General features: G+C 42.9%; 23 protein-coding genes. 9 read left to right on the top strand and 14 right to left on the bottom strand.

Annotation, left to right across the window (positions count from 1 at the left end):
- Positions 1-30: 30 nt before the first annotated feature.
- From QI30_RS05925 to QI30_RS05915, 3 genes are all read right to left on the bottom strand, one after another.
- On the bottom strand, positions 31-684 hold the full coding sequence (locus QI30_RS05925) for a PepSY domain-containing protein (protein ID WP_126990010.1): 654 nt from the start codon (positions 682-684) through the stop codon (positions 31-33).
- A gap of 80 nt (positions 685-764) precedes the next feature.
- Positions 765-1,385: a hypothetical protein gene (locus QI30_RS05920; RefSeq protein WP_126990009.1), complete on the bottom strand. Its 621-nt coding sequence runs from the start codon at positions 1,383-1,385 to the stop codon at positions 765-767.
- Positions 1,386-1,479: 94 nt separating this feature from the next.
- Positions 1,480-2,007: a hypothetical protein gene (locus QI30_RS05915; protein WP_126990008.1), complete on the bottom strand. Its 528-nt coding sequence runs from the start codon at positions 2,005-2,007 to the stop codon at positions 1,480-1,482.
- Between the two features lie 87 nt (positions 2,008-2,094).
- Between QI30_RS05915 and QI30_RS05910 the strand changes: the two genes are divergently transcribed.
- The gene (locus QI30_RS05910) at positions 2,095-2,739 is read left to right on the top strand and encodes a hypothetical protein (RefSeq protein WP_126990007.1); all 645 of its coding nucleotides are present in this window, start codon (positions 2,095-2,097) and stop codon (positions 2,737-2,739) included.
- Between the two features lie 60 nt (positions 2,740-2,799).
- Here the strand turns inward: QI30_RS05910 and QI30_RS05905 are convergent, their stop codons facing one another.
- Positions 2,800-3,249 (bottom strand): OsmC family protein, encoded by a 450-nt coding sequence (locus QI30_RS05905; protein ID WP_126990006.1) that lies wholly within the window; start codon positions 3,247-3,249, stop codon positions 2,800-2,802.
- A gap of 71 nt (positions 3,250-3,320) precedes the next feature.
- On the bottom strand, positions 3,321-4,208 hold the full coding sequence (locus QI30_RS05900) for a helix-turn-helix transcriptional regulator (RefSeq protein WP_126990005.1): 888 nt from the start codon (positions 4,206-4,208) through the stop codon (positions 3,321-3,323).
- Positions 4,209-4,309: 101 nt separating this feature from the next.
- Between QI30_RS05900 and modA the strand changes: the two genes are divergently transcribed.
- Both modA and modB read left to right on the top strand, forming a co-directional pair.
- On the top strand, positions 4,310-5,101 hold the full coding sequence (modA, locus tag QI30_RS05895) for a molybdate ABC transporter substrate-binding protein (RefSeq protein ID WP_126990004.1): 792 nt from the start codon (positions 4,310-4,312) through the stop codon (positions 5,099-5,101).
- Between the two features lie 2 nt (positions 5,102-5,103).
- Positions 5,104-5,760: a molybdate ABC transporter permease subunit gene (gene modB, locus QI30_RS05890; RefSeq protein ID WP_126990027.1), complete on the top strand. Its 657-nt coding sequence runs from the start codon at positions 5,104-5,106 to the stop codon at positions 5,758-5,760.
- 154 nt (positions 5,761-5,914) lie between these two features.
- On the opposite strand, the gene moaD is transcribed toward modB, so the two are convergent.
- Genes moaD through QI30_RS05865 form a run of 5 tightly spaced genes read right to left on the bottom strand, consistent with a single transcriptional unit; the run spans position 5,915 to position 9,406 of the window.
- Entirely contained in the window at positions 5,915-6,145 is a 231-nt protein-coding gene (moaD, locus tag QI30_RS05885) for a molybdopterin converting factor subunit 1 (protein ID WP_126990003.1), read from the bottom strand.
- Positions 6,138-6,605 (bottom strand): molybdenum cofactor biosynthesis protein MoaE, encoded by a 468-nt coding sequence (locus tag QI30_RS05880; RefSeq protein WP_126990002.1) that lies wholly within the window; start codon positions 6,603-6,605, stop codon positions 6,138-6,140. The genes moaD and QI30_RS05880 overlap by 8 nt, the downstream gene beginning before the upstream one ends.
- A complete protein-coding gene (gene mobB / locus QI30_RS05875) occupies positions 6,606-7,124 on the bottom strand; it encodes a molybdopterin-guanine dinucleotide biosynthesis protein B (RefSeq protein WP_233600534.1) in 519 nt (172 codons plus the stop codon). It abuts the gene before it with no gap.
- Positions 7,088-8,377, bottom strand: coding sequence for a gephyrin-like molybdotransferase Glp (glp, locus tag QI30_RS05870; RefSeq protein ID WP_126990000.1), 1,290 nt, complete (start codon positions 8,375-8,377; stop codon positions 7,088-7,090). Before glp ends, mobB begins: the two co-directional genes overlap by 37 nt.
- A gap of 12 nt (positions 8,378-8,389) precedes the next feature.
- Positions 8,390-9,406, bottom strand: a complete 1,017-nt coding sequence (locus tag QI30_RS05865; protein ID WP_126989999.1) for a thiazole biosynthesis adenylyltransferase ThiF — start codon at positions 9,404-9,406, stop codon at positions 8,390-8,392.
- 97 nt (positions 9,407-9,503) lie between these two features.
- On the opposite strand from QI30_RS05865, the gene QI30_RS05860 reads away from it, so the two are divergent.
- Genes QI30_RS05860 through moaC form a run of 3 tightly spaced genes read left to right on the top strand, consistent with a single transcriptional unit; the run spans position 9,504 to position 11,058 of the window.
- Entirely contained in the window at positions 9,504-9,998 is a 495-nt protein-coding gene (locus QI30_RS05860; protein WP_126989998.1) for a MogA/MoaB family molybdenum cofactor biosynthesis protein, read from the top strand.
- Positions 9,995-10,570 carry a molybdenum cofactor guanylyltransferase gene (locus QI30_RS05855; protein WP_126989997.1) on the top strand — a complete coding sequence of 192 codons (576 nt, stop codon included), beginning with the start codon at positions 9,995-9,997 and terminating at the stop codon, positions 10,568-10,570. The genes QI30_RS05860 and QI30_RS05855 overlap by 4 nt, the downstream gene beginning before the upstream one ends.
- Positions 10,567-11,058 carry a cyclic pyranopterin monophosphate synthase MoaC gene (gene moaC, locus QI30_RS05850; protein WP_126989996.1) on the top strand — a complete coding sequence of 164 codons (492 nt, stop codon included), beginning with the start codon at positions 10,567-10,569 and terminating at the stop codon, positions 11,056-11,058. Before QI30_RS05855 ends, moaC begins: the two co-directional genes overlap by 4 nt.
- Positions 11,059-11,094: 36 nt before the next feature.
- On the opposite strand, the gene QI30_RS05845 is transcribed toward moaC, so the two are convergent.
- Genes QI30_RS05845 through QI30_RS05830 form a run of 4 tightly spaced genes read right to left on the bottom strand, consistent with a single transcriptional unit; the run spans position 11,095 to position 14,098 of the window.
- On the bottom strand, positions 11,095-11,874 hold the full coding sequence (locus tag QI30_RS05845) for a formate/nitrite transporter family protein (RefSeq protein WP_126989995.1): 780 nt from the start codon (positions 11,872-11,874) through the stop codon (positions 11,095-11,097).
- A 35-nt stretch (positions 11,875-11,909) separates the two neighbouring features.
- Positions 11,910-12,926, bottom strand: coding sequence for a GTP 3',8-cyclase MoaA (gene moaA / locus QI30_RS05840; RefSeq protein ID WP_126989994.1), 1,017 nt, complete (start codon positions 12,924-12,926; stop codon positions 11,910-11,912).
- A 24-nt stretch (positions 12,927-12,950) separates the two neighbouring features.
- Positions 12,951-13,739, bottom strand: coding sequence for a formate dehydrogenase accessory sulfurtransferase FdhD (gene fdhD / locus QI30_RS05835; RefSeq protein WP_126989993.1), 789 nt, complete (start codon positions 13,737-13,739; stop codon positions 12,951-12,953).
- 11 nt (positions 13,740-13,750) lie between these two features.
- On the bottom strand, positions 13,751-14,098 hold the full coding sequence (locus QI30_RS05830; RefSeq protein WP_126989992.1) for a DUF2294 domain-containing protein: 348 nt from the start codon (positions 14,096-14,098) through the stop codon (positions 13,751-13,753).
- A 629-nt stretch (positions 14,099-14,727) separates the two neighbouring features.
- On the opposite strand from QI30_RS05830, the gene fdhF reads away from it, so the two are divergent.
- From fdhF to QI30_RS05815, 3 genes are read left to right on the top strand one after another with little or no spacing between them, the layout of a single operon-like run.
- The gene (gene fdhF / locus QI30_RS05825) at positions 14,728-17,667 is read left to right on the top strand and encodes a formate dehydrogenase subunit alpha (protein ID WP_126989991.1); all 2,940 of its coding nucleotides are present in this window, start codon (positions 14,728-14,730) and stop codon (positions 17,665-17,667) included.
- Between the two features lie 3 nt (positions 17,668-17,670).
- Complete coding sequence (locus tag QI30_RS05820) at positions 17,671-18,150, top strand: DUF1641 domain-containing protein (protein WP_126989990.1); 480 nt, start codon at positions 17,671-17,673, stop codon at positions 18,148-18,150.
- Positions 18,151-18,162: 12 nt separating this feature from the next.
- Positions 18,163-19,212 carry a P-loop NTPase gene (locus QI30_RS05815; protein WP_126989989.1) on the top strand — a complete coding sequence of 350 codons (1,050 nt, stop codon included), beginning with the start codon at positions 18,163-18,165 and terminating at the stop codon, positions 19,210-19,212.
- Positions 19,213-19,247: the final 35 nt, after the last annotated feature.

The raw sequence follows: 19,247 nt of genomic DNA, 5'->3' as shown, positions 1-19,247 counted from the left end.
GTTGTAGAAATAAAGAGCTCCGTCTCGTTTTTAGTCTTTTTCTACGTTTAGTTGATCACCCGTTTTCGCATCGAGTGTTACTTCTACTTCGTCTTTTGTATTTTCAAATTTCACTTGATATACGGTAGCCTTTTCATCGTCATCATAATCAAGTGACCAGCTTGTTGCCGCTAAATCGCCCACTTCTGATACCTTACTTGCATTATCAATTGCTTCTTCAGGTGTGATATACTCATCGCGCATTAGCTCCTGATAATCATCACCCTTATCACGATTTTCTTCGTTCTTTTCAATAACATTATTATCTTCGCCAATTTCTACGCTATATTCTTTCTTATCATCAAAACCTTCAATATCATACGTAAATTGACGGTTACTTTCATCTAGTTCAATAGATGAAATTTTAGCACCTTTGTACGTTTCATCAAATGTAGTTAATGCCTCGTCTAGTGCTAATGGTGCATCCTTTACTGCACGTTTATCAACGACAGTAGATGAATTATCATCATTGTTATCGTCATTATCATTGCTGTCATTATTTGAATTAGTTGAAGATGTATTCTCTTTATCGGGAGATTCTACCGCTGTATTATCACCATCTGAAGTCGATTTATCATCATTCCCACATGCTGCTAACGTTAGCGCTAATACACTCGCCGTACCAAGTAGTTGCCATTTTTTCATTTCCTATCGCATCCTCTCTTCCGTGTTAGTTATTCTCTACCCGGTTTTAGGACATATAAAAATGAAAAATCTGACACATTTTACACCTTTTCATAATCAATGGTTACTACCTGTCGTGCCATGGCAGCATATAAATCGGTATATGTATCAAGGATGCGTGGCTTGTGGATTGGTACTTCAATGACATGAATCGGCACATCTAGACGCCTTAATTGTCGTAAATGTATAGCTGCAAGTCGCTTCATTTGTTTTTCAAATAATAATCCACGCGTTGTTATCATATGCACGGACTTATGAAGCCTTTTAGCCAATATCACGCAATAATCCGCACAAAGCTCCCCACTTGCCTGACCCGGACGCATAATTAGAACGATGCGGTCATATGGTGCCATCATGCGCATTATTAAATCTGCATAGGCGGCAATACGCTCCGTGCAGTGAGCCGCGTCAAGTGAGCCAAACTGCCTCTCTGGCGCAGTGCAAAATAACATTTTTCCGCATAAGCATTCGATATAATCTGGAATATTATCATACGGATGATGACATTGCTCCGTCTCCTCTAACGCTAATAATGCACGATAGTTTTGCGCCATATAGCTCGTTTTATGCAGTGAAATAAACTGCATATTCGGTAATTTCTGCGCTAAATGCTGCGCTACATGAAAGCCTGTATCACCAAGAAAAAAGTAACCAATTGCCATATTTCCAACCCCTAACGCCATTTTTTTCATTATAGCGCATCAAAATAAGGATAATTTTTACAGAAATTCAACAATTCTAATGAACTTGTCACAATTAATTCAATTTAAAATCCTTACGTGAATAATCTGTAAAATTCATATGATCCCATTCCTCTTGCTTTCCGTTCAAGCGGAATTTTAATGTTTTTAGCTTCGGCATATTCGCAAAAAAGGTTTTGCCAATGGCCTCACGTGTTTGAGTTGCTCCTGTAGAGCCTTGGAATAACGATGTTTTCATAACGGATGCTTTAAAATTCAGCATGACTACTTTTTCATTTTTAGAGACACTATACGCTTTTACATATTGATTGTATTCTAAGTTTTTCAGTAAAAATTGTGTGAGTGAGCCATCGCGTTTATATACATAGGGCACTGACTCTCCTTTTGACACATGGTCATCTGTCTCAGAGAAATGATTGTACAGCACGACTGATTCTTCCTGAACTACATTTTTAGACGTCGCTGATTTAGACTGCGTTTCTGTCGTCGATTTAAGTGGTTGTGGCGCCGCATCCTCTGTCTGCTTATCGCCACAGGCAGCAAGTAATAGCGTCATCGCAAGTATAGTTGTGATTTTTTTCATAAAGCACCTCTTTTTCATATTTTTCCCATTATATCGTGAAAACGTTGCACCTGCTATAATAGATATGACAGAAACGGAAGTGTTTACATGATTTTAGAACAACGTGGGAGCACGTGCGGCATTTATGCGTTTTTAAATGGTGTCCATGCGCTCCATCCTTTACATGCCCACACACAAGAAATTGATGAGGCCGTCATCACTCTTATTCGCGACACATGCTACGGCAAAAAAGGTGCAGCCGGTGAAACATTACTTGGGGAATTTTTCTCATGTGAAGCACTCGCTAGTTTTTTAAATAAGCATAGTCGTGTGCTTAGTCATGCACTTGAATTTCCATTGTATGAAGCAAAAATCATACCGATTACAGCACTGGGTACATACGATGACGGCTTTTATATCGTGCCAGGCATTCGAAAGCGCAAGTGGTATGAGCGCGAACGCAATGCCTCACTGCACTGGATGACGGCTTTAATAGATGGTCGCGTGCTCAATAGCGCCTATGCAACGGAGCAGCATATGACGCTGGCTGAGCTAGAAGCGTTTAATGATGCACTTTTAAACCGCCGCTTCTCATGGCCATTATGGCGTCGTCAAAATAGCTATGATTTATCTGATGAAGCGGTATCAGTGCCGACATCACGTGAAATGCGACAGCTTGAGAACGACATTCCTCATTTTTCTCGCCAGCTAACATTTGAACGAGGTAGCGTTTTATATGTGTCGAAGCACTAGCTTATTCGTTCATTAAAAAAGGAATCGTGCCAATGCACGACTCCTTTTTAGTCTCTTTTTTTAAACCGTTTGTTCAATAACATAGCCTGCAAGTGACACATTTACAAGGTTTGCTAATGTATCGCCAATTGGGCAATGCGCCTCGATATATGCAATAAATGCTTGTACCTGTTCATCTGAAGCAGTCGTTTGAAGATGGAATGTATAGCGAATATCAGAGAAGCCTGGACGTACATCTGATTTCCCTAAAAAGCCATCCGTATCAAAATCCCCTTCTAATTCGACCCAAAAATCTTGTAAATCAATGTCAAATTTTTTCGCATATGTACGTGCTACAATCGAATGACAAGCACCAAAAGCGCCTAGTAATACTTCGACTGGATTGGGGCCCTCATCTGTGCCACCTAGACGTTCGGGCTCATCGATAATTAATTTGTGTGAGCGTGCAGATACTTCTACACGATAATTGTCTTGTAAATGGGCTTGTGCCTTCACCGTTGTTTTTGCCATGCTGTAACTCCCTTTCTAATACCTAGTATTATAGTAAGAATAGTTATATTTATAGTGTTTGTCAATATATTTTAAATCGTTTCAAAGACGACTGTCCCCATTTGTGAAACATCATAGCCACCAATTGCATGAATTTCTTGTTGAAACGCAGCATCATTTAAAATTTCCTGCACCGTCGAAATCAGTGCTTCATTGCCATCATTTTTCAGTAGCACAATATCGTAGCTTTCCTCTATAATTGGCACAAAATCTACATCGACAAGACGCGCTGTTTTTTCGATGCCTAAGCCAACATCTGCCGCACCGCTTGCTACTGCTGATGCCACGCTAATGTGGTCCTTCTCCTCTTGCCCATAGCCTGCCACCTGTGTCTGAGAAATGCCATGTGTGCGCAGTAGTTCATCAAGTAGCGTCCGAATACCCGAGCCCTTTTCACGATTAATCAGACGGACATCGCCTTGTAGATCGGCAATACTCGTAATATGAAGTGGATTGCCCTTTGCTACATAAAAGCCCGCCTTTCGTGTCAAAAGACGCAGTAAAATATAGCGGTGGCTAACGAATACTTTACGAATATATGGTAAATTATAAGCCGTCGTATCACCATCATACATATGCAGACTCGCAATATCGCTATTGCCTTGATACATTGCAAGCAGACCATTAAAGCTGCCCTCACGCGAACGCAACACCTTATAGCCAAGACGCGCTTCAATATGCTTTCCTAAAATATCGAGCGCCATATCCTGTCCGCTAATGATAATGGTTTTTTGCTCCTGATTGCTGTTCATACGATGCTTGGCGATATATACATCTAAGTCCTCTGATGCTAGGCGCATTTGACGCCCTACTTTGAACACTGGTAGCTCACCCTTTTTCACTAAATCATAAATTGTTAACTTGGATACTTTCAGTAATTGCGCTACTTCTTCGATTGTATACGATGTTTGATTTTGCATAAAAATCACCTTTTTTATATTTTTATTTTCTTTTTAATTATAACTAGTTATAATTAGTTATGTCTTGTTATAACTCATATACAGAAAGAGGCCTATAACAAATGAAAAAATCACGTACATTTATGACATCATTATTACTTGCAGGTAGCATTTTAGCTGGCTGTGGCCATAATGATGCAAAAACAACAGCAACTTCTACTGAACAAATCGAATTAACGGTTTCTGCAGCAGCAAGTCTACAAGATGCTTTAACAGACCTTGCGAAAACGTATGAGGATGCACATAAGAACGTTAAAATTACGTATAATTTTGGCGGCTCCGGCGCGCTCCAACAACAAATTTCACAAGGCGCACCTGTTGATGTATTCTTCTCTGCTGCCGAAGATAAATTTGACACCCTAGTCGATGAGGGTGACATTGATAAAAAAGACGGGACCGATCTTTTAGCGAATGAACTTGTACTCGTAACGCCAACTGCAAATGACAAAAAAATTGACTCATTTGAAGATTTACCAAAAGCAGATAAAGTCGCGCTCGGTACACCCGACTCAGTTCCTGCTGGTCAGTATGGTATTGAAACCCTTAAATCAATTGACGTCTGGACAAAAATCAAAGCAAACGTTGTCTATGCAAAAGATGTGCGTCAAGTATTAACGTATGCGGAGACGAGCAATGTTGATGCCGGAATCGTTTACAAAACTGATGCGCTTACAAGCGATAAAATAAAAATCGTCGCAACAGCGGACGAAAAATCACATACACCGATTATTTACCCTGTCGGCGTTTTAAAAAATAGCAAGCATTTTGACGAGGCCGACACATTTTATCGATTCCTACAATCAGATGACGCTATGAAAGTCTTTCAGGATTACGGATTTAAAGGAGCGAACTAATGATGCTAACCGATTTTTGGACGCCGATAAAACTATCCATTGAGATCTCACTCGTTGCGGGAACAATGGCGATTATTTTCGGCGTTCTTATCGGTAAATTTATGGCAAAACGACGCTTTCGTGGAAAGCTCATTCTCGAAACGGTGATGCTCTTACCACTTGTGCTCCCGCCTACCGTTGTCGGCTTCCTGCTCATTATGATTTTTGGTCGCAACAGCATTGTCGGACAGGGCATTGAATGGTTTTTCGGACAACCGATTATGTTTACATGGTGGGCGGCGGTCCTTGCCTCGGCTATTGTCGCCTTTCCACTCATGTATCAAACCGTTAAGACCGGCTTTGAGGGCGTCGATGAAGATATTGAAAATGCAGCGCGAGTCGATGGCGCGTCTGAATGGAAAATCTTCTTCTACATTTCAATTCCTATGGCCTTTAAAGCGATTATTGCTGGTGGTATTTTATGTTATACGCGGGCGCTCGGTGAATTCGGTGCGACCTTAATGTTTGCCGGAAATTTACCGGGTAAAACGCAGACGACACCACTAGCGATTTATACCGCAATTGATGGCGGTAATCTGCAGCTTGCCTGGCTATGGGTCGGCGTCATGATTTTGATTTCCTTCGTCATGCTCCTTAGTGTGCATACGATTCAAAAATAAGGATTAAAATGAAATGAAAGAGGCTTTGACATACGTATAAAAATAACCGTTCATATGAGCATAAGAAAAACCGGAATCGCGCTGTAGCGTGGTTCCGGTTTTTCGTTGCGAACGCTAAAAAAGGAACATGACGTGTTTTATCCCAGCCTCTTTTTTAACCCCCACTAATCGGAGGAATGAATGCAATGACATCGCCACTTTGTACGATTGTATGGTCCATCGCAAATTCCTCGTTCACGGCACTCATAACCGTTGAAAGCTCAAGTTGATAGCGGGCTTCAAGCCATGCTTTGACGTCCGAAACGCTCATCTTCTCCGCTTCGATGACAAGCTTCTCCTCGCCAACGGTTTCACGTAAATGCGCAAATAACAATACATTAATCATCCAATTCCTCCTTAGGCGCACCTGCTCGGTATGGTACATTTTCTAGCTGGTCGCCAATCCATTCCGTACCGTCTTCCCAGTGCTCTTTTTTCCAAATCGGCACAATTTGTTTAATGCGATCTATCGCAAATTCATTCGCTTCATAAGCGATTTTTCGGTGTGGCGATGATACCGCAATGACAACCGCAATATCGGTGATGTCAAGCTTACCAACACGATGGGTAATCGCTAGTTGTGCTTCCGGCCATTTTTCATGCATTTCACGCTCGATTTGCTCAAACATTTTAATGGCCATCGCGGGATAGGCCTCGTATTCAAGTGATACTGTCTTTTTGCCTTTTGTTAGCTCGCGGACGGTACCGATAAATACTGTAATCGCGCCTGCATTTCTGCTGACAACTTTTTGTGTGACGTCATCCACGACAAGTGGCTCACTGCTAATTTCAAAACGCGCTGTCATTTAACATCCTTCTTTCGTTACTAAAAATGATAGATATGCTGCCTCATCCTGCAGCGCAAAATGCGGAATTTTTTCACATAATGCTTGTGGAAACGTCGGCCAATAAATAGCCGCGACAATATTTGATAAGGTTAAAAGTTTCACATCTTCAGGCTCTTTAAGAAGCACAACCTTTTGATATGACTCACTTTTATACCCTTCTACAATTATAAAATTAACCAAAAGCGCTTGTTCATATAAATGAATCAACTCATTTAATGCACATGTATTTTTGGCGAGTTGGAGCTGTACAACACCGTCCCCTTCAACGGCGGAAACTACAGCGCCTGCTTGTGCATGACGGGTGCTATCTTTCGTTAAATTCGAAGCGGGTATACCGCCATGACCATGATGCTTAATCGAGCCCACACGCAGGCCCTTATTACATGCATAGGAAATCAGTTTTTCTGCAAGCGTTGTTTTGCCGCTATTTTGATAACCAACTATCTGTAAGATGGTACGATGTTGTCCCAAGGCCATGCACTTCCATTCGTATCTTCGAGTAGTAAGACATCAATCTGCATGCCCGCTTCATAGCCTCGCGTTCCACCGGGTAACACGATAAAGGCATTGGCATCCGCAAGCGACGACACCGCACTCGATTTATCAAAGCCAGATGGTGTCGCGACAAGCTTGCCGTCCGTCACAGTGACTGTACTACGAACGAAGCGCGTAAATGGATTCGGCTTTTTAAAATCCACGCCAAGTGCCGCTTTTTCACGACGTAGATGTGGTGCTTGACTCCCAAGCGCCGCTTTAATGACCGGTTTTGTATACAATTCAAAGCCGACATAGCATGCAGATGGATTGCCAGATAAGCCAAATAAGAGCTGTCCGTCACACTGTGCAACCGTCGTCACACTACCGGGACGCTGTGCGACTTTGTTAAATAACACATCTGCACCAATTGCCTCATAAATTGCTGGTAAATAATCAAAGTCTCCAACCGATACACCGCCCGTTGTAATTAAACAGTCGACCTCCGCCATCGCTTTTTTAACGGCTTCAATACAGACGGCTAAATCATCACTTAACTTACCATAATATTTCGCCGTTGCGCCGGCACGTTCAATTTGTGCGAGCATCATATAGGCATTACTATTACGAATTTTCCCTGGTGCTAATGCCTCATGCGGCTCAAGCAGCTCACTCCCTGTAGCAATGACGCCAATAACAGGCTTTACAAAAACGGGGACTTGCGCATAGCCAAATGTCGCCAGCAATGCTGATACACCCGGATTAATATACGTGCCTTTTTTCACAAGTACCGCACCCTGCTTCACATCCTCGCCGCGGTAAGAAATATTCGTCCCTGCTGCAAATGCCCGCTTAATGGTCATATAGGTTTTATCGTCTGCCTCATATCCCTTTGTCAGTTCAAGCATGACGACTGCATCACAGCCTGCAGGAATCGGTGCGCCGGTCATAATACGCACTGCCTGCCCCGGTTCGACAAGCTCATCAAATACAAAGCCGGCACCAATGGTTCCAACGACCTCAAATGCGACCGGATTTTCAGCAGAAGCGACCGCACTATCAATGGCACGAATCGCAAATCCATCATAGGGTGAACGGTCAAATGCGGGAACATCCTGATCGGCCGCAATATCCTCTGCGACGTAACGTCCGTAGCTCTCGGTAATGTCCACCTGCTCTACTTTTCCTTCTGTTGCATACTGCATGACGCGCTTCACCGCTTCGCCAACCGCGATTGGTGTTCTTTTTTCTAACATACCCTTCACTCCTTAGCCTAATAGACGATAATATAAATTTTTTGCATAGTGAATATCATGGGTCCCATGAATGAGCACACGTCCATCCTTAAAAATAACGATGCGCTGCTCCGCTAGCTGACATGATATTAAATACGGATTTTGTTGGACCGTCCCCTGACTTGCTAATGTGCTCGCAAGCGCCTCTAAATCATAATTTTTCGACTGTGCCGGACGGATTTGAACCGCATCACGCCCGCATAATACCGCACTTTTCGTTTGCTGTTCAAACGCTAAATAAGGATAGCTCGGCGCCTCGCCACAGCTTTGACAACCGGGATTTTTTGCGGCCTGCATTTTCATTTCAAAATGCTGATTTTGCCACACATCAAATGTTAAAAAGGTGCCGCGTAGTGCCGCATAGTTATTCGTTAAAATTTTAAAAGCCTCTGCTACTTGGTAAGCCGCAACAATTTGAACCGCCGGACTAATAATGCCCACTGTATCACAGGTCATTCCTGTATTTGGCATCGCCTGTAGTAGACAATGCAGACAAGGTGTTGTGCCCGGTAAAATCGTATAAGTCGCGCCGTAACTACCAACACAAGAGCCATAAATCCATGGAATATGATGCTTTTGTGTTAAATCATTGATAATAAAGCGAATATCAAAATTATCGGTACCATCGATAACTAAATCGACATCCGAGAGAAGCTCCGTCAATGTCTCAACATTGGCATCCCCGACGATGGCCTCTACTACGACATCGGCATTAATTGCTTGCAGTCGTTCTTTTGCAGCAATAGCCTTTGGTGTTTTTTCGCGTGCATGTTGCTCGGTATATAATTGCTGACGCTGTAAATTACTCCACTCCACATAGTCGCGGTCAATAATCGTAACACGTCCGACGCCCGCGCGCACAAGTGGCTCAGCCGTTGCACTACCAAGCGCCCCTGCGCCAACGATTAAAAGATGTTTTTGTTGTAAATGTTGCTGTCCTTCCACTCCAATGGGGGTAAAGAGTTGTTGACGAGAATAACGGTCATTCATGACAGCCACTTCCTTTCTTGTTTAATTTTGTTTGACGTACTGATTGTTAGCATTATAATATAAACATTGATTTTATGCCCGAAGGAGGCGATGATTCATGCACCCAACCCATGAACAAGAACGCGTACATGCCGCGATTTTAACGGTAAGCGATACGCGTACGACTGAAACCGATAAGGGTGGCCAAGCCATTTTGCACGCATTGAAGCAGGCAAATTTTGACGTAATTGATTATAAAATTTTAAAAGATGAGCTCGACGAACTGCTTGCACAGCTACGTATTTGGTGCAGTGATCCGTCGATTAATACGATTATATTGACCGGTGGCACTGGCTTTACGAAGCGTGATGTCACATATGATGCCGTCGTACAACTCGTTGATAAGGAAATGCCCGGTTTTGGCGAACTATTTCGCATGCTAAGCTATGATGACATTGGACCAAAAGCGATGTTTAGCCGCGCCGTTGCTGGTGCTCATGCCGAAACAGCTATCTATGCCCTCCCCGGCTCAACGAATGCGGTCAAGCTTGGTATGGATAAACTCATCGTGCCAACTGTGCAACACTTTTTAGGCGAGCTAAAGCGCCGATGAATATTACCGGCGTCATTTTAGCTGGCGGAAAATCATCGCGCTACGGCAAGCCGAAGATGTTTGAACGCTTTAGGGGAAGGCCCTTATACAAGGTCGCGGTCGATGCCTTTGAAAAAAATGCACTCCCTGTCGTCATTGCGACAAATGAGACACTACTGTCACATTTCTCAGATGAAAACGTGACGTTTATTACCGAGCAAACACCGCATGAGGGCCCGCTTTATGCGCTCACTCATGTTATGGAGCAAGTCGAATCTGATTGGTATTTTGTCGTTGCGGCAGACATGCCCTTTATTGATGCCGCATTTATTGCGACACTTTGCCGTCAAATAACAGCAAACTGTGATGCAGTGATTCCGACGTCAAATGACAACTGGCAACCCCTCGCAGCACTCTATCATCGACGCGCACTTGAGCAAGCAAAACAGGCACTTTTTGATAATCAACGAAGTATGCGTGCGTTGCTTCATCAAGTCCGCGTATCATTCGTTGAAATGAATGATACGACAACATTTTTAAATATCAATGCCGTTGAGGACTGGCCTCAAGGCGATAAAGGAGATAACAAATGAGTGAATTTTCACATTGGAATGAAGATGGCCGTCCTAAGATGGTCGACATTTCCGATAAACAACCAACGAGCCGTACAGCCGTTGCGCGCAGTACGATTGCATTATCAACAGAGCTTTACGAAGCCATCGAGCAAGGCAACATCAAAAAAGGGGACCCGACACAAGTAGCACAAATTGCCGGCATTATGGGCGCGAAGAAAACCGCCGATATTATCCCGATGTGTCACCCGATTATGCTACAGGGGACAGATTTTACCTTTGCCTATGAACAAACGGCTGCAGGCTATGATCTGCACATCGAAGCAACCGTGAAATGTGACGGTAAAACAGGCGTTGAAATGGAAGCATTAACAGCTGTATCCATTGCCTCCCTTACGTTTTATGATATGTGTAAAGCTGTTGATAAATCGATGATTATCAAAAACACCTATCTCCTGAAAAAAACAGGTGGTAAAAGCGGTACATTTGTAAATAATAAAATCGATTAATGAAAAAGGAATCGCCAACTCGCGCGATTCCTTTTTTTATGATTTAGCCGCTTTTTTTTGGAATGCGATATAGTAGGCAAGACCAACAAATACTGCCCCACCGACTGCATTTCCTAAGAAAGCAGGTACAACATTGTGTAAGAAATCGCCCCATGTAACATCTGCGCCTGCAAAAATACCCGCTGGAATCACGAACATATTTGCGACAACGTGCTGGAAGCCGATTGTCACGAAGGCCATTACTGGGAACCAAATGCCTAAGATTTTACCGATAAAGTCTTGTGCACCAAAGCATAACCATACTGCTAAACATACTAGCCAGTTACAGCCAATACCTGATACGAAAATTTGCATAAATGTGGCATCGATTTTCCCTTGTGCGATGGCCATTGTTTTTTCAGCAAATGCACCTTCTGTTAAGCCTAAATAATGGCCAAAGAAGTAAGCGATAAATAAGGCACCAAGTAAATTGGCTAATGTGACGAAGAACCAGTTACGAGCAAGCATTGCGAATGTAATTTTTTTCGCATAAAATGCCATTGGCACCGTCATCATATTACCGGTAATTAAGTCTGCCCCAGCAAGTAATACTAAAATAAGGCCGATTGGGAATACTGCGGCACCAATAAATGTCGCGAAGCTTCCCCATTCTGCTGGCATTGTGCCCATTACGCGAATATCTAATAAAAAGCCAAACGCAATAAATGCGCCCCCGAAAAAGCCTAAAATCAACATTTTTAAAATGCTGCCTTGGACTTTGCTCACGCCGGTATTTGTTGCGATTTCTGTAATTTCCTCTGGTTTATAAAAAGCCATGTTACTCTCCCTTAATCAAAAAACTTACAACATGCTTAACCGCCAATATGTGACATTTCTATTTTTGCCTTTTTACGACGTTTAACTGTTTCTTCTGTACGCTCCTCTGAGTAACGGTCCGTACGCTGCTCCCAGACCGATGCAATTTTTGCACCGACTGCTGCATCGTCTAAGTCCGAACGCAGTAAGTCGCGTAAATCTGTGCCTTCTGTTGCGAAAAGACATGTATATAATTTTCCTTCCGCCGAAATACGCGCACGTGAACAATTACCACAAAATGAATCGGTTACAGATGAAATCACACCAATTTCTCCGCCGCCGTCCTCATAACGAAAACGTGACGCAACTTCACCACGATAATTAGGTGCAACTGCCTTTACAGGAGAGAATTTTTGCACTTTGTCGATAATTTCCTTTTTCGAAAATACATCATCCAAGCGCCAACCATTTGAATTGCCAACGTCCATATATTCGATAAAGCGTAAAATATGCTGTTTTTCTTTAAAATAACGGGCCATCGGTAAAATATCCTCGATGTTTTTACCTTTTTGCACGACCATATTCATTTTTACGTAGAGTCCTGCTTCTGCCGCTGCCTCAATACCAGCAAGCACCGTTTTGACTTTGCCGCGATTGCCATTCATCGCTTGAAAACGCTCATCCTCTAGTGAGTCTAAGCTAATCGACACGCGGTCGAGTCCCGCTTCCTTTAGCGGCTTCGCATATTTTTTGAGTAACGAGCCATTTGTCGTCATCGCAATATCCTCGACACCCTCGACTGCACGAATCATGCGGACGAGCACAGGTAAATCACGACGCATTAACGGTTCGCCACCCGTAATACGAATTTTCTTTACACCAAATGACACGAAAATTCTCACAAGGCGTTCGATTTCCTCAAAGCTTAAAATTTTATCAGACGGTAAAAAAGCAAAGTCCGGGCCGAAAACCTCGGCTGGCATACAATAACTACAACGGAAATTACAACGATCCGTTACCGAAATACGTAAATCACGTAATGGTCTTTTCAATTGATCATAAATGGGGTTCATCTTCACACCTCCTCCTTTTTGTTTTTATAAGTTCACACGTTTTGGATGCGTATAAATATTCAGCGATTCATTACGAATAAAGCCAATCGTCGTGATGCCTAATTGCTCCGCTAAGCTAAGTGCTAACTCAGTCGGTGCTGATTTAGATAACACGATTTCACAGCCGATTTTTGATACTTTCATTAAAATTTCAGATGAAATACGCCCGCTAAAGACGATAATTTTATCGTCCATCGAAATCTCGTGCTTCATGCAGTAGCCATAAATTTTATCGAGCGCATTATGACGCCCAATATCCATACGGCTAACGATAATGCCATTTGCATCGCATAACGCGGCATTATGGACACCACCCGTTTCTTTAAAAGTGACGGCTTCTTGCTGCATCATACGCATCAGGCGATAGCAATCCTCAGGTGTCACCGTCACATGGACCTCATCCATTTGTTTCGCAGCTAACGCATCACTCGCAAAAACAAATCCTTGGCGACTCATGCCACAGCACGATGTAATATAGCGCTTGTTTTGCACATCACGCGCATATGGATTTAGCTTTGTCGTTTCCACATGGACGACACCTTCTTTTTCCTGATACCATAGACGATCGATATCGGCATATGTGCGAATAATGCGCTCCGACGCTAAATAGCCGAGCACCATATCCTCGACATACTCCGGTGTGCAAACCATCGTCACAAATTCCTGTTGATTGATTTTGACGGTTACCGCATGTTCTGTAACAATCGTATCCTCGACTGCCTCATGCTGTGTCCCTCTCACGCGGATGATAGGACGCTTCACTTGTGTCTCCATAGGTATTCCCCCTACTCCTCAATCGTTTTCTCGAAAACAAAGACAGAAACCGCCATATCCTCTTCGATTTTGATGTCTGAAAATAAATGGAGTAATTTGGCATCCATTAACTCTTCCATGCCATCTGGCGTTGCCTGCGCATATAAATCTTGAATCATCGCCGTACGTGCCTCGTGCACCATTTTGGCACCTTCTGTTGTCCCTGCGATAAATTTCTCTGTTGGTGTAATATTGCCGTAAAGCGTTGATACTGCTAGGTTTTCGACAAACACCGTGTGAATACGTTCGGGCCCTTTCCCAAATAAATCTTTGCGTAATTTACGAATAATCTCGTTAAATTCATGCACTTTTTTTGACATTTTTTAAGCTCCTTTCTGTGTTTTTTGTAACTACATGGGATTTATGACCCTCACAGTTTGATAATGATAAAGCAAGTTTTTGAAAAATAAAAGCCTTATTTTAAATGATAATGATTATCATGTAATATTTTTTATAAAATTTCTTGTATCTTTGAAAAGCGCCATGTATACTAGAAAACGAATAAAAAAGGGCGTTGAGATATTGCGCTTATACTTACTATACCCTTTCTAGCAATTGTTTTTTAAACTTTATGTAAGATTTTAGGTAGGTATGGCCGTTATGTTTTGATGTTGTTTTTATGACTTAAAATTTAAAATGTCGGATTGGCTTTTTAAGCAAGTACTGCTAAAACTCTCATCCACCATGAAATAAAACTTATGCGTCTTTACGAATTCGCAGCAGTCTTTTTCGTGGTGGATTTTTTTGTTTTTACAGCAATTTTCCTATGAAACCTTATTTCCATCGACGATAAATAATGCGTTCATAGCAACTACAATTCAATTTTAAACTTGTTTGCGCCGATTGGTTTGGCTACATCACCCTTATAACAAGACACGCAAATGCACGGGCATTTGTAAATGGGGCTGTCGTTTTCAAACTTATCACGCAAGAGAAGGAGGAATTTCTTTTGACGGAAATCAAAATCAATGGCGTTTCTTATGACGTAGCAGAGGGCGCTACGATCCTTGATACGATTAACGTAAATAATATCGAGCATCCACAAGTATGTCATGTCGAAGCGGTCGACCCGATTCGCACATGTGATACATGTATCGTTGAAATCGACGGCAAATTAGTCCGTTCATGTTCAACGAAGGCCACGGATGGTATGGACATTCAGCTTGCTTCACCAAAGGCGAAAGAAGCACAAACAGAAGCAATGGACCGCTTACTCGAGAACCATATGCTGTACTGTACAGTATGTGATAACAACAACGGTAACTGTACGTTACACAATACGGTCGATATGATGGGCATCGAACATCAAAAATATCCGTATACACCGAAAGTAGACCCAACAGAGGTCGATATGTCTCACCCATTTTACCGCTATGATCCAAACCAATGTATCGCCTGCGGTCAATGTGTCGAAGTATGTCAAAACCTCCAAGTGAACGAAACATTATCACTTGACTGGGAAGCTGAACGTCCACGCATTAAGTGGGATGACGGCGCAGCCATTAATGATTCATCATGTGTAAGCTGTGGCCAATGTGTCACAGTCTGTCCATGTAACGCCTTAATGGAAAAATCAATGCTTGGTCAAGCTGGCTTTATGACAGGTATGAAACAAGACATGTTAGACCCAATGATCGACCTTATTAAAGAGGTTGAGCCTGGATATAGCGGAATCTTAGCCATTTCTGAAATTGAATCAGCTATGCGTAGCGAGCGCACGAAGAAAACGAAAACCGTTTGTACTTTCTGCGGTGTGGGCTGTTCATTTGAAGTATGGACAAAGGGCCGTCATATTTTAAAAGTACAACCATCTGAAGGTCCGGTAAATGCTATTTCAACTTGTGTGAAAGGGAAATTTGGTTGGGACTTCGTTAACTCTGAAGACCGAATTACTACGCCATTGATTCGCCAAGGCGACGAATTCGTTGAAGCAAGTTGGGATGAGGCACTTGATTTAGTTGCTTCAAAACTTGGTGGCATTCAACAACAATTCGGCCCAGGTTCTGTCGGCTTCATTTCTTCTTCTAAAATTACTAATGAAGAAAACTACTTAATTCAAAAAATGGCACGTCAATTATTCAATACAAATGACGTCGACAACTGTTCACGTTATTGCCAGTCACCCGCAACAGATGGCTTAAGCCGTACAGTTGGTATCGGTGGCGACGCCGGTACCATTAAAGATATTGCCAAAGCAGGACTTGTCATTATCGTCGGGGCAAACCCAGCAGAAGGTCACCCGGTACTTGCAACACGTGTGAAACGTGCGCATAAATTACACGGTCAAAAACTTATTGTCGCGGATATTCGAAAAAATGAAATGGCTGAACGCTCAGACATTCATATTCGGCCAAAACAAGGGACAGACCAAGTATGGCTAATGGCGGTTACGAAATATATGATCGACCAAGGCTGGCATGATGCGAAATTTATCGAAGACAATGTCAATGATTACGAAGCATTTAAAGAAGTATTAGAGAAATACACGTTAGACTATGCATGTGAGGAAACAGGTATTGCCAAAGAAACACTCATCAACATCGCTGAAATGATTCGTGATGCGGACGGCACGTGTATCCTTTGGGGTATGGGTGTAACGCAAAACACAGGTGGCTCGTATACATCTGCTGCAATCTCAAACTTATTACTAGCAACAGGTAACTATCGTCGACCAGGCGCAGGTGCTTACCCACTACGCGGGCACAATAATGTACAGGGTGCTTGTGATATGGGTACACTACCGAACCTACTACCTGGCTACCAAAAAGTAACAGATGACGCCGCTCGTGCGAAATTTGAAGAAGCCTATGGTGCCACAATTCCAGCAACGCCAGGTCGTACAAATCCAGAAATGCTGCAAGCTGTATCAGAAGGTAAAATGAAGGCTATGTATATCGTTGGTGAGGATATGGCACTTGTGGATGCGAACGCAAACCATGTAGATGAAGTATTATCTCAACTTGATTTTTGTGTCGTTGAAGATGTGTTCTTATCACGTACCGCACAATATGCAGACGTTATTTTACCAGCATCTCCTTCACTTGAAAAAGAGGGTACATTCACCAATACCGAGCGTCGTGTACAACGTTTATACGAAGTATTAACGCCACTAGGTGATTCTCGCCCTGACTGGCGCATCGTGCAAGATGTTGCCAATCGTCTTGGTGCTAACTGGCACTATGAACATCCAAGTGAAATTTATGCAGAAATGGCGAGCTTGTCTCCTGTTTTCGCACAAAATAACTACGATGTCATGGAAGGCTGGAATAGTTTCGTATGGGGTGACCCAATCTCCGGAGCGAATACACCACTATTATTCGTTGATGGCTTCAACTTCCCAGACAAAAAAGCGCGCTTTGCACTCAATGACTGGGCACCGCCAGTAGAATATGAATGCCAATATGACTGCCATATTAATAATGGTCGTATGCTTGAGCACTTCCATGAAGGAAATATGACCAACAAATCAACAGGTATTCAACTGAAAGTACCTGAAATCTTTGTTGAAATTTCACCTGAGCTTGCAAAAGAACGTGGTATTGAAACCGGTGCACTTTTACGCCTTGTATCCCCTTACGGCGCGCTAAAAGTACCAGCACTTATTACAGACCGCGTACAAGGAAATGAGTTATTCCTACCTATGAACTCAACAAGTAAAGAGTCATCTATTAACTTCTTAACGGGTTCACAAGGTGATGCTAATACGCAAACGCCAGCTTATAAGCAAACAAAAATCCGTGTTGAAGTATTGAAACGCAAAGGAAAAAATCCACTTCCAGCAACAAATCCGCGTAATAAAAAACGTCACCCGCAAAATGGGGTTGAAGTACAGCGTAAATGGGATCGCCCGGGCTACGTGCACTTAACGACGGAAAAAGAAGGAGTGTAACATATGGCTACTCCGATTACAAAGATTAAAAAAGAAGTACTAACAGATGAGCAAATCGCCGCTCAAAAATTAGAAGAACTCAAAACACTCGTAACCGATAACGAACAAGCGGTCGCGCAAATCTTTTCGATTATGGCGGAGCTAAACGATGTTGGTGCGCTTGAAGCGGTCACAAAAATGCTTCAAGCAAAAGAAGAAATTGCGCATATTGCTCTTGGTCAAATGACACGCGAACCCGTAACGAACATGATGAATGTGATGCTAGGTGCTGCAGGAGCGCTTACACAGATGGATGCTCAAATGGTCGCAAAATTAATGACAAGCTTAAACTCAGGTCTAGACGAAGCGAAAGTTGCTGTCGAAGCAGATGAAAAAATGAGCATTTTCAAGTTAATGAAAATCATGAATGACCCTGATGTCAATCGTGCAATGAACTTCGGCGTACACTTCTTAAAAGGCCTTGGTAAAGGATTAAACGAATAAGGAGCGAAACCGATGTTAACACAACAGAAAATCATCCATGCATTGAAAGATGTAGAGGACCCAGAACTACACAAAAGCGTCGTTGAACTAAATATGGTGCGTGACGTTCACATTGAAGGTACCCATGTCTCACTCACAATTGTCTTAACGATTCAAGGCTGTCCCCTAAAAGCCAAAATCAAACAAGACGTTGAAACCGCCATTCAAGCATTAGGTGCTACAGCCGTGACGTTACAATTTGGTTCAATGACAGACGAGGAGCGTAAGCAACTAACCGCCTCTCTCAAAAAAGAAAATACCACATCAGAAGGTATGCCTACGATGCTACGAGAAGATTCAGGCGTAACCTTTATCGCTGTCACAAGCGGAAAAGGTGGCGTCGGTAAATCAACTGTCACTATCAACCTTGCAGCCGCACTTGCACGCCAAGGCAAGCGCGTTGGGATTGTTGATGCAGACATTTATGGCTATAGCATTCCGACTATGATGAAAATTACCGAAAAGCCAACGATGATTGACCAGATGGCTGTCCCTGTCACAAAAGAGGGCGTCAAAGTCATGTCGATGGGCTTCTTCTCAAAAGATAATCAGCCCGTTATGTGGCGCGGCCCGATGTTGAACAAGTGGATCCGCAACTTCCTTGTCAACACACACTGGGGCGACCTAGATTATCTATTACTTGATTTACCACCAGGCACTGGTGATGTCGCAATTGATGTCGCAGCAATGATCCCCCAAGCCAAAGAAATCATTGTGACGACACCACACAACGCCGCATCTCATGTCGCCTCTCGCGCAGGTGTTATGGCACGTCATACGAAGCACGAAATTTTAGGTGTTGTCGAAAATATGGCGTTCTATGAAACATCAGACGGAGAACGCAACTATTTATTCGGGAAAGATGGCGGTAGCGCACTTGCAGGAGCGTTAGCCACAGAAGTCATCGCACAAATTCCATTTGCACAGCCCGAAGAAAATACAGGCTCATCCGTTTATGACGAAGATTCGGTGGTCGGCGAAGCATTTACGCATCTTGCCGAAGACATTATTCATATAAACTAACAGTTACATCCCTACTTCTATTATAAGATTTACCC

Origin of the sequence: Candidatus Kurthia intestinigallinarum, assembly GCF_003991225.1 — a bacterium.
Taxonomy (GTDB): domain Bacteria; phylum Bacillota; class Bacilli; order Bacillales_A; family Planococcaceae; genus Kurthia; species Kurthia populi.
This window is presented reverse-complemented; position numbering and strand designations above follow the sequence as displayed.